Genomic DNA, 10,764 nt, shown 5'->3' with positions numbered 1-10,764 from the left:
TCGTCACCGGGTTGGCGGTCTTGCCCATGCGGATGATGTCGCCGCCGACCTCGTAGATCTTGCGGTGCAGCGGTTCCTGAAAGTGGTCAGGCTTGAGAAAGTCCGAGACACGGTAGAACGCATCATTGTTGACCAGCATCGCGCCCAGCAGCGCCTGCTCGGCCTCGATGTTTGACGGGGCCTCGCGAAACAACGGACTCTTTTCGGCTCGGGCCGGAATCGGTTCTATCTTGCGGGCAGCGTCATTCATTGTCTGGCGGTCCTGAACTGGGGGCGGGCAGTGACCGGCGTAGCAATAGTCACCGGCCATGTCAGCACATGACCAGTCCAAATTGCATGCGATTCGCCGAAGCGTTCATGTTGTGCACGTTGTCCACACTTGTCCACAGCAAGGGGACGGCAATTTGCCCGCAGCGGCAAGAAATCGTCAGGCGGCGGCTTGCTTCAGGAGCCGAATCGGGAGTGCGGCTCAAGGTGTCGCTGTGCGGGCGGTGACGTTCATGATCATCCGGCTCATGGTTACAATGATACCGATGCTGGAGGTTGTCTTCAGGTGACGGCCGCGCGATTCTGCGCCGGTAGGAGGGATTACCGGGGCAGCTGCATGTTACCGCTGTTGGCGTCAGATGCTGATCGGTATCACTTATGGTGATCCGGGACATCTTCGCCTTTAGGATTGACCGCCGACAGGTTTTCCTTTGACAGCAAGTACTCGCTTTCAAAAGCGATATGACGCCGCATGGCTTCGAAAAAGCCGCGCAGCATGTAACCGATCGCCTCGATATTGACATCAGGCTTTCCGGCTCCCAGATCGTGCAGCGCTTCGGTCAGTTCCTCGGCGAAGCACTCGTCCTCGCAATGCTCGAACCGCAAGCGCTCGAGCGTTGCATCCACTTTTGCATCGCCCTTGAACCATTGGGCGATCATCGGAAACACCACATCCTCCTCGAAGCGATGGACGCCGCGGATCATCGGGCCGAGGGCGCGGGCGGCGTAGATGCATTTCTGCCTGTTGACGCTGTCGGGGAGGGAATCGGCGATCTCTTCAAGCCGGTCGCACAACATTAGTTTCTCCCTGTGCGCCTTGCGCAGGGCCGATATCGGATTTTCTCCGGGCGCCAGCCTGATTGTGGCATCATCCGTCATCAAGAACCAATCGCGGTAAGTGAGCTGTTTTTATCTGACCAGTCTAATTTCCCTGAAAATGAGACTATGGTCGGCTCCCGCTTGCGTCCTTGACCTGGATCAAGGCAAATTGATGCTGCATCTGCGAATGCTGAAGTTGCTCGGTCGGGGCTGGTGGCTTGTCTAAAGGGGGCAGGCGTGCTGGATGTTTGACCGGGTCCGATTTGATACCCCTGGGGGATACCAACCATGAAATACGCTTTCGAAACAATCGTCGTGGGCATAGGCGCCTTCCTGGCGTTGCTCGGCGTGGCTTTCGCCAAGGATGCTGAGTTCGAGGCCCATATGTGGGTCTTGTTCTTCGTGCTTCTGGTGAGCACCGTGCTGTTGCTGCGGCGAATCAAATTCTCACAAGTCGCCAGTGAATCTGCCGACGACAAATCCGGTTATTTTGACGAGGTGGTGCGCTACGGCATCATCGCCACCACCTTCTGGGGTATTGTCGGTTTTCTGGTCGGTGTCATTGTCGCCTTCCAGCTGGCCTATCCGGATCTCAATATCGAACCCTGGTTCAACTTCGGCCGCACGCGTCCGCTGCACACCTCCGCGGTGGTCTTTGCCTTTGGCGGCAACGCACTGATCGCGACATCGCTTTATGTGGTCCAGCGCACCTCCCGCGCACGGCTGTTCGGCGGTGATCTGGCCTGGTTCGTGTTCTGGGGCTACCAGCTGTTCATCGTCATGGCGGCAACCGGTTATCTGCTGGGCATCACCCAGGCCCGCGAATATGCCGAGCCCGAATGGTATGTCGATCTGTGGCTGACGCTCGTCTGGGTCGCCTATCTGGTGGTCTTCATGGGTACGCTGTTCAAGCGCAAGGAACCCCACATCTATGTGGCCAACTGGTTCTACCTCGCCTTCATCGTCACCATCGCCATGCTGCACATCGTCAACAATCTGGCCATTCCGGTGTCGTTCCTGGGCGCCAAGAGCTACTCGGCTTTCGCAGGGGTTCAGGATGCGCTGACCCAATGGTGGTATGGCCATAACGCGGTCGGGTTCTTCCTCACCGCCGGCTTCCTGGGCATGATGTACTACTTCATTCCCAAGCAGTCGGGCCGTCCGGTCTATTCCTACCGGCTGTCGATCATCCATTTCTGGTCGCTGATCTTCCTGTATATCTGGGCCGGTCCGCACCATCTGCACTACACGGCTCTGCCGGATTGGGCGCAGACGCTTGGCATGGTGTTCTCGATCATGCTGTGGATGCCGTCCTGGGGCGGCATGATCAACGGTCTGATGACGCTGTCTGGCGCCTGGGACAAGATCCGCACCGATCCGATCATCCGGATGATGGTGATTGCGGTTGCCTTTTACGGCATGTCGACCTTCGAAGGCCCGATGATGTCGATCAAGGCGGTCAATTCATTGAGCCACTACACCGACTGGACCATTGGTCACGTGCATTCCGGTGCGCTCGGCTGGGTCGGCATGATCACCTTTGGAGCCATCTACTATCTGGTGCCGAGACTGTGGAACCGTCCGCGGCTGTACTCCATGCGCCTGGTCAACTGGCACTTCTGGCTGGCCACGCTCGGCATCGTTGTCTACGCGGCGGTGCTGTGGGTTGCAGGCATCCAGCAGGGCCTGATGTGGCGTGAATACAATGATCAGGGCTTCCTGGTGTATTCCTTCGCCGAATCCGTGGCGGCCATGTTCCCGTATTATCTGCTCCGCGCCATTGGCGGACTGATGTACCTGACCGGCGGCATCATCATGGGATGGAACGTGTATATGACCATCCGTGGCCATGAGCGGAACGAGGCCCCGATCCCGGGCAGCGTACCCGCCATGCAGCCGGCAGAGTAAGGAGACAAGACCATGTCACTGTTAAATAAACACGGTATCATCGAGCGGAATGCGACGCTGCTTATGGTCGGCTCGCTCGTGGTGGTCTCCATCGGCGGCATCGTCGAGATCGCACCGCTGTTCTATCTCGAGAACACAATCGAGAAAGTCGACGGAATGCGGCCCTACTCCCCGCTGGAGCTGGCGGGGCGCAACATCTACATCCGTGAAGGCTGCTACACCTGCCACAGCCAGATGATCCGTCCCTTCCGGGACGAGGTCGAACGCTACGGCCATTACAGCCTTGCGGCGGAATCGATGTACGACCATCCGTTCCAGTGGGGATCGAAGCGGACGGGGCCAGACCTCGCCCGCGTCGGTGATCGCTACTCGAACGAATGGCATGTCGAACACCTGACCGAGCCCCGCTCGGTGGTGCCTGAATCGATCATGCCAAGCTACTCGTTCCTGAAAACCACTCCGCTCAAGGTGGCCAATGTCACGGCCGACCTGCAAGCCAACCTGGCTGTCGGTGTGCCTTACACCGAGGAGATGATTGCGAACGCGGAAGCCGACCTGGCAGCGCAAGCTGATCCCGAGGCGGATACCTCGGGTGTCGAGGAGCGCTATCCCAAGGTCAAGATCGGCGATTTTGATGGCAACCCGGCGCAAGTCACCGAGATGGATGCGCTTGTGTCTTACCTGCAGATGCTTGGTACGTTGGTCGATTTCTCGACCTATGACGAAGCTGCCGGTTACCGATAGGGAGATGGTGTAATGGAAACCTATACTGCAATGCGCCATTTCGCCGACAGCTGGGGGCTTGTCTTCTTGTTCGTCGTGTTCGTTGGCGTGGTGCTCTTCATGTTCCGCCCCGGCGCCAAGCAAGCCGCGGCCGAAGCAGCGCAAATCCCGTTGAAGGAGGACTGAGACATGTCCGAAAAACACATTGATGAAGTGTCCGGGGTCAAGACCACCGGTCATGTCTGGGACGGCATCCGCGAGTTGGACAATCCCATGCCGCGCTGGTGGCTGTGGACCTTCTATCTCTGCATCATCTGGGCGATCGGCTATATGTTCTTCTATCCGGCCATTCCGTTGATCAACGGAGCGACCAAAGGCTATCTGGGCTATTCCAGCCGGGCGGATGTGGTTGCGGAACTGGCTGACGCCAAGGCCGCGCAGGGCGCCCTGCTCGAAAAGATCGCGGCTACCCCGGTCGAGGATATCGCCGGCGACCAGGAATTGCTGCAATTCGCCATTGCCGGCGGGGCTTCGGCCTTCAAGGTCAATTGCGCGCAATGCCACGGCTCGGGTGCGGCAGGCTCGAAGGGCTATCCCAACCTCAATGATGATGACTGGCTCTGGGGCGGGACGATCGACCAGATCTACCTGACCATTGCACACGGCATCCGCTACGAGGCCGACGATGACACCCGCATATCGGAAATGCCGGCCTTTGCCGATATGCTGGAGCCTGCGCAGATCAACGAGGTGTCAGCCTATGTGGTGAGCCTCAGCGAGACGCCGCGTGACCCGGCCATGGTCGAACCGGGCAAGGAGATCTATGCGGAAAACTGTGCCGCCTGCCATGGCGACACTGGCGAAGGCATCATCGACTTCGGTGCGCCGCGCCTGTCCGACGGCATCTGGCTCAAGGCTTCAACCGAAGCCGAGATCGCGGCGCAGATCCGCAACCCCAAGCATGGCGTCATGCCTGCCTGGGTCGGTCGTCTGGGCGAGCCGACAATCAAGCAGCTCGCCGTCTATGTCCACACGTTGGGCGGCGGACTTTAAGACCTGACCCTGGTCGTCAATCCGGGATCTGACCCGACGCCAAACAAATCCCCGCCGGATGCAAGTCCGGCGGGGTTTTTCGTTGAGGTGACAGAGAGCGTTGATTCCGCGTTGTGGTGGGACATTGCATGGCTCCGCAGTTGCCGGGTGTTGGCTTTGGGTCCTGATTGGACATGGGGACCTGTCCGGCTTTCAGGCCTTGGCCGAGCTTCAGTCCACGAATTCCTGTCGCAATGCAGTCGCCCTCACTGTCGATTCCGGGATGCGCGTTCAACATCGCGTCGATCCAATGCAAGGCCGTGAAAATGAAACAGCATCGACAGTTCAGCGGGAATTTGTGGCTTAATCTTAATATAATAAAACGGTGATACTCCTGCTGTAGGTTCGCGCTGGAGTATTGACGAATGTCGAGGATTGTTTCCCTGCTCAACGGTATGACAGGACGGATTACGACGCGGCTGGTCATTGTCGTTTCAGTATCAATTCTGATTACTGCCGCGCTTGGATATTTCAAACTCTCCCAGGTCACAGAGACGAATTCTTCCATCCGGATTGACCGGGCGGCGCGCGCTGCTGCTGCGCTCTTTACGGAAAGGCTAAGTTCAGAGTTCTCCACCATTCGCGACCCGGTAGGCAGGCCACTGGCTATTCGGCTCAAGGGCGACACAGCCGACATGTCGCTCTCGTTTCGCGATGTGCACGATCCACTGTTGAAGGAAATTGGCCTGATAAATCAGGGTGCTGCCAACCTGTTCAGGCTTAATCCGGAAACCAGGGCGTTTGACCGGTTTGCGACGACCTTCCGCAAACCGGATGGCTCTATTCCTCCTCCAATGTCAATTGGAAGCGATCATCCCGCCTATTCGGACATCATCAACAACCAGCCCCATCTTGGTGAAGTCCCCGTAATGGGGCGGTTAAGGCTGGCCTATCTGACCCCGATTCAAACAGCAAATGGCATGATCGCAGGCGCACTCGCTGTTGATGTCGGATGGGTAGATGATCTGGTTATGGCGAGGAATGAGCTGCGAACACAGATCATAGTCGCTGCCATCCTTATTCTTGTTCTCGTTGCTGCGTTCGGCGTGATGAACATGAGCACGGAACTCAAACCGCTTCGCCAGCTGGCAAAATACGCTGATGATCTGGCCGCCGAAGCACCAGCAGTCGCCGTGCCGTTCAGGAGCAGGCAAGACGAGATTGGGGCTCTGGCGCAAGGTCTTGAACGGGTTGTCGCACTCCAGAGCAAACTTGCTCATCTGGCCTATACAGACGAACTGACCGGGCTGGGCAACCGCAGTCGCTATCTTATCGATCTTGAAAGATCGCTCCGGAAAAGTCTGTCGGGCAATCAGAAGTCGACGCTGATGCATCTCGACCTTGATAATTTCAAACAGATCAATGATGCGTATGGGCAAGAAACTGGTGATGCTCTGCTCAAAGCCGTGGCAGCGCAAATCGTCAACACAGTGGGAGAGACATCGAAAATTGCACGCCTTGCATCAGATCAGTTCACTGTCCTGATCAGCGACAAAAGCTCCGTTGTCCAAACCGCGGAGCTTGCGGAAAAGCTTGTATCAGCATTGCGTCAACCGTTCCAACTCGCCGCAGGCGAAGTGCGCCTGGCCGCATCAATTGGAATTGTCCTACTGCAACATGACGCCGAAGATGCTGATGAAGCGCATCGGAATGCGGGCCTGGCACTGCGCAAGGCAAAAGCAGGCGGTGGCGACCAGTTCCTGTTTTTCTCTTCGGACATGAATGATGCGTTGCAGGATCAAATCCGAATGGATCGCATGCTTCAGATAGCGATTGAAGAACGCGAGATCGAAATTCATTTCCAGCCACAAATCATCCCGTCAACAGGCTGTTTGGCGGGGGTCGAGGCGCTGGCCCGCTGGACCCATCCTGCCGAAGGACCGATTTCGCCCGGAAAGTTCATCCCGATTGCCGAATCCAGCGGGCAGATTGTCGGTCTGGGAACACTGGTCCTCGATCTGGCGTGCGAGCAAGCGGCGAAGTGGCGTGATGAGAAGTTCGATTTCAAACATATCTCGGTCAACGTTTCCCCCATCCAGTTGTGGCAGCCCGATTTCATTGATGTTCTGAAGGCTGCCCTGGAACGCCATAAAGTGTCAGGTCGGCATATCTACATAGAGATCACGGAAAGCGTGTTTGTCGATCACAGCGAGAGCCGGATTGCCAAAGTGCTTGCCGGAATTCGTGCCCTCGGCGTCAAGCTGTCTCTTGATGACTTTGGCTCGGGATACTCGTCACTGGGCTATCTTAACCGTCTGCCGTTTGATCAGCTTAAAGTGGATAGGAGTTTTATCACGGACATCGACACGGATCAGCGCAAGCAACAGGTCTTGCAGGGTGTTCTTGGTCTCGGCCGCGGTCTCGGTTTCAACATTGTTGTGGAGGGGGCCGAAACACTTGAAGAGGTCACGGTGGTCGAACAAATGGGCTGCGACGCCATACAGGGATTTTATTATGCCAGACCTGCTCCCGCATTGCTGATCCCGGAGATGGTAAGCAAGATTGCTCACTCGAAGGCAAGCCTGAAAATGCGCTCGGCCTGAATGAAAATCAGCGAGAGAAGCCCGCCACATTGATCGCTGCGAGGCAGAATGCGGGCTGCCATCGTTGGCTTCTGCCGGACCGCTTTTGCGTCAGGCGCTCGCCTTGCCCGCACCGACCGCGAATTCATACTTTTCGCCGGTTGCTGCCCCAACTCTCTTCATTTCACTCCAAACGTCAGCGAAGCCCAGTAGCTTTGCCAGTCGGCGTTGCGGTCCGCGGGGGCCTCGATCATGTGCACGCTCGCAACCAGATAGGTGCCGGGAGCGGGGAGGCTGAACGTTGCGCGGCCGGTCTCGTCAGTCCGGGTGATCAGCCTGGCTGCTGTCGCGCCAGCTTCGCCGCGCCGGAACAGCGCCACCTGGGTGTCCTTGAGCGGTTCGCCCTCCCACAGCAGGCTGAAATTCATCTCCGCACCGGGTGACAGCGTCATCGGGTTTTGCCCGGCGACGAGTTCGAGCCGCATGCCGGTGGCGCGGTCTTCACCACCCGGCGCATCGCCGACCGACACAAGCGTCTTGGCGCAGCGGGTGTAGAGTTCGCTGATCTCGTCGTGCGGCAGCCCGCGTGCGTCGTGGCGTGCGAGGATCGTGTTCAGCCCTTCATACTCAAGATAGGTGGCGAATTTCTCCCGGTCCTGAAACCTGATCCGTTCGGCCACCGAGACATAGGTGAAGATGTTGAGCCCGTCCGATCGCGGCGTCAGTTTCAGCGCAGGCAGGTCTCCGGTTGTACCGTAAACATCGGTCTCGCCTTGCCGGTCATGGTGCTTGAATGCGGCAAAGCGCGAGGGAATATAGGGAAACGGATCACCCTTGAAATCCGACCCGATACGGATGTCGGCCTGGATTTCGGCGCCGTGATCAATCGCGAATGCCTGCGGTTCGATCCAGAATTCGTGCCCGGAAACTGGACTAACGGCCAAGGTCAGTCCAATTAGGGCGGTCGCCCGTATAAGAGATTGCTGTCGGTTCATTTTCATTCTCCACTGAGGTTCTCGTGATGCATCTGTTCTCCCGCCCGATAAATCAAGTGATTGCAGGCGTTGCATTGGTTGCGATGTTCGTTGCGGCAGGCATCGGAAGCCTACGCGCCCATGAAATCCGTCCGGCAATCGCCGATCTTGTGTTTCCGGGAGACGGCACGGTACGGCTCGACATGTCGCTGATCCTGGAGGCGGCGCTGGCTGAAATCGGCGCGGAACATGGCGACACCAATGACAGCCCCAATGCGCAGCGTTACGATGAATTGCGGCTGAAAACCGAGACCGAGCTGGCCGCGGAGTTCGACCGGTTCAGAACACGGTTTCTCGAGGGTGTCAGGCTTGAGGCAGATGGAGCCGGTATCCCGCTCGAAGTGATCAATGTCGATCTGGATCCGGTCGGCGATACCGATTTTGCCCGGCTCAGCCGGTTGGTGCTGTCCGGACCGCTGCCTGCGGGCGCTGAAAATGTCACGTTCTCGTTTGATCCCGCCTTCGGGCCGAGCGTCATCCGGACGCCCGATGCCGAAGGCGATTACAGCTATTCCGCCTATCTCGATACCGGCGGTCCGAGCCAGCCGATCCCGGTGAAAGGTGGTCTCAGCCTGAGTGCGGGCGAGATCTTCTACAACTATATCGGCATCGGCTTCACTCACATCGTTCCCAAGGGGCTCGATCATATCCTTTTCGTTGTCGGCCTGTTCCTGCTGTCGCCGCGGCTCAAGCCGCTTCTGGTGCAGATTACCGCGTTTACCGTTGCTCATTCGGTGACGCTGGCGCTGGCCATGCTGGGGTGGATCTCGTTGCCCGCCAGCATCGTCGAGCCGCTGATCGCGGCCTCCATCGTGTTTATTGCAATCGAGAATCTGGCGACCACGCGGTTGAGCCCGTGGCGGCCGTTCGTGGTGTTCGGTTTCGGTCTGCTGCACGGCCTCGGCTTTGCCGGAGTGCTCAGCGAGATCGGCCTGTCGCCGGCGCATTTCGCCGGCGGACTGATCGCCTTCAACATCGGCGTTGAGGCCGGGCAACTGGCCGTGGTCGCGGCCTGCTACGCGCTGTTCGGCGCCTGGTTTTCGGACAGGAGCTGGTACCGCGCGCGCATCACCATGCCGATGTCGCTGGCGATCGCCTGTGTCGCCGCGTGGTGGTTTGCCGAGCGCACGGGTTTGATCGCCTGACGCGAAAATATAATCCCGGGATGACGCGATTTGGCGCGCATCGGCGATTTAGCGGCGGCTAATCTGGCGTGTCGCTCCGCCTGGGTGCGATTTCCTGTGGAGTTCGCCAATGCCGCCATACCTGTCGATTTCCCGCCGAACCCGGCGCACGCCGTTTACCGATCGCGTCACTGCGGCAGGGGTGTCGGCCTATACCATCTACAATCACATGCTTTTGCCGACGGTGTTCACATCGGTGGAAGAGGATTACCGGCATCTCAAATCCGCCGTGCAGGTCTGGGACGTGGCCTGCGAGCGGCAGGTGGAAATCCGCGGGCCGCAGGCAGCAGAACTGGTGCAGATGCTGACCCCGCGCGATCTGTCGGACATGATGGTCGGGCAGTGCTATTATACCCCGATGGTGGACGAGACCGGCGGGATGCTCAACGACCCCGTCACCGTCAAACTGGACGAGGACCGCTATTGGGTCTCGATCGCCGACAGCGACCTGATGTTCTGGATCAAGGGACTGGCTGTCGGCTACAGGCTTGCTGCCGATGTGATTGAGCCCGATGTCTCGCCACTGGCGATCCAGGGGCCGGGGGCCGATGATCTTGCCGCGCGGGTGTTTGGCGAGGAGGTGCGGTCGATCCGGTTCTTCCGCTACAAACGGCTTTCGTTCAATGGCGCCGATCTGGTTGTCGCGCGTTCGGGATATTCCAAACAGGGCGGGTTCGAGATCTATGTCGAGGGCGGGCAGCACGGCGAGCCGTTGTGGGACGCCTTGTTCGAAGCCGGACGGGATCTTGACGTGCGTGCCGGTTGTCCCAACCTGATCGAACGGATCGAAGCGGGGATGCTGTCCTACGGCAATGACATGACCCGTGCCAATACGCCGCATGAATGCGGTCTGGGCCGGTTTTGCGATACGCGCTCGGCGATCGGATGCGTGGGGCGCGATGCGCTGCTCAGGGTCGCCCGCGAGGGTCCGCTCAAGCAAATCCGCTATCTGGAGATGGGCGGAGAGGCCTTGCCGCCGTGCCCGGAACCGTGGAAAGTCAATGCTGGCGGCGAGTTTGCCGGCGAGGTCACCTCGGCTGCCTGGTCACCCGATTTCGGGGTCAATGTGGCAATCGCCATGATCGGCCGCGACTGGTGGGACGAGGGGACGCTGCTGGAAGTCGCCACGCCGGCGGGCAACCGGATGGCCCGGGTCAGGAACAGAAGCTGGTTGTAGCGGCTTGATCTTGATCAAGGCGTGTGCAGGGTGTCGGG

At 58.7% G+C, this 10,764-nt stretch carries 10 protein-coding genes; 7 read left to right on the top strand and 3 right to left on the bottom strand.

Features of this window, described 5'->3' with window-relative positions:
- On the bottom strand, window positions 1-250 hold a 250-nt coding region (locus ABJN75_RS11695), incomplete at its 3' end, for a DnaB-like helicase N-terminal domain-containing protein (protein ID WP_348439772.1).
- 389 nt (window positions 251-639) lie between these two features.
- Complete coding sequence (locus tag ABJN75_RS11690; RefSeq protein WP_348439771.1) at window positions 640-1,146, bottom strand: hemerythrin domain-containing protein; 507 nt, start codon at window positions 1,144-1,146, stop codon at window positions 640-642.
- Between the two features lie 228 nt (window positions 1,147-1,374).
- Between ABJN75_RS11690 and ccoN the strand changes: the two genes are divergently transcribed.
- From ccoN to ABJN75_RS11665, 5 genes are all read left to right on the top strand, one after another.
- Window positions 1,375-2,994, top strand: coding sequence for a cytochrome-c oxidase, cbb3-type subunit I (ccoN, locus tag ABJN75_RS11685; RefSeq protein ID WP_348439770.1), 1,620 nt, complete (start codon window positions 1,375-1,377; stop codon window positions 2,992-2,994).
- 12 nt (window positions 2,995-3,006) lie between these two features.
- Window positions 3,007-3,738, top strand: a complete 732-nt coding sequence (ccoO, locus tag ABJN75_RS11680; RefSeq protein ID WP_348439769.1) for a cytochrome-c oxidase, cbb3-type subunit II — start codon at window positions 3,007-3,009, stop codon at window positions 3,736-3,738.
- A 12-nt stretch (window positions 3,739-3,750) separates the two neighbouring features.
- The gene (locus ABJN75_RS11675) at window positions 3,751-3,903 is read left to right on the top strand and encodes a CcoQ/FixQ family Cbb3-type cytochrome c oxidase assembly chaperone (RefSeq protein WP_348439768.1); all 153 of its coding nucleotides are present in this window, start codon (window positions 3,751-3,753) and stop codon (window positions 3,901-3,903) included.
- A 3-nt stretch (window positions 3,904-3,906) separates the two neighbouring features.
- Window positions 3,907-4,770, top strand: coding sequence for a cytochrome-c oxidase, cbb3-type subunit III (gene ccoP, locus ABJN75_RS11670; RefSeq protein WP_348439767.1), 864 nt, complete (start codon window positions 3,907-3,909; stop codon window positions 4,768-4,770).
- A 404-nt stretch (window positions 4,771-5,174) separates the two neighbouring features.
- The gene (locus ABJN75_RS11665) at window positions 5,175-7,352 is read left to right on the top strand and encodes an EAL domain-containing protein (RefSeq protein WP_348439766.1); all 2,178 of its coding nucleotides are present in this window, start codon (window positions 5,175-5,177) and stop codon (window positions 7,350-7,352) included.
- A 158-nt stretch (window positions 7,353-7,510) separates the two neighbouring features.
- Here ABJN75_RS11665 and ABJN75_RS11660 read toward each other — a convergent pair whose 3' ends face one another.
- A complete protein-coding gene (locus tag ABJN75_RS11660) occupies window positions 7,511-8,275 on the bottom strand; it encodes a DUF4198 domain-containing protein (protein ID WP_348439765.1) in 765 nt (254 codons plus the stop codon).
- Between the two features lie 77 nt (window positions 8,276-8,352).
- Here ABJN75_RS11660 and ABJN75_RS11655 point away from each other — a divergent pair, with 77 nt between their 5' ends.
- Together ABJN75_RS11655 and ABJN75_RS11650 are read left to right on the top strand one after the other, a co-directional pair.
- Complete coding sequence (locus ABJN75_RS11655) at window positions 8,353-9,510, top strand: HupE/UreJ family protein (protein WP_348439764.1); 1,158 nt, start codon at window positions 8,353-8,355, stop codon at window positions 9,508-9,510.
- Window positions 9,511-9,619: 109 nt separating this feature from the next.
- A complete protein-coding gene (locus ABJN75_RS11650; RefSeq protein WP_348439763.1) occupies window positions 9,620-10,726 on the top strand; it encodes a dimethylsulfoniopropionate demethylase in 1,107 nt (368 codons plus the stop codon).
- The last annotated feature ends 38 nt before the right edge of the window (window positions 10,727-10,764 follow it).

Origin of the sequence: Hoeflea sp. (assembly GCF_039975035.1) — a bacterium.
Taxonomy (GTDB): domain Bacteria; phylum Pseudomonadota; class Alphaproteobacteria; order Rhizobiales; family Rhizobiaceae; genus Hoeflea.
Note: the sequence above shows the minus strand (reverse complement) of the source record. Positions and strands in the feature narration are given on the sequence as shown.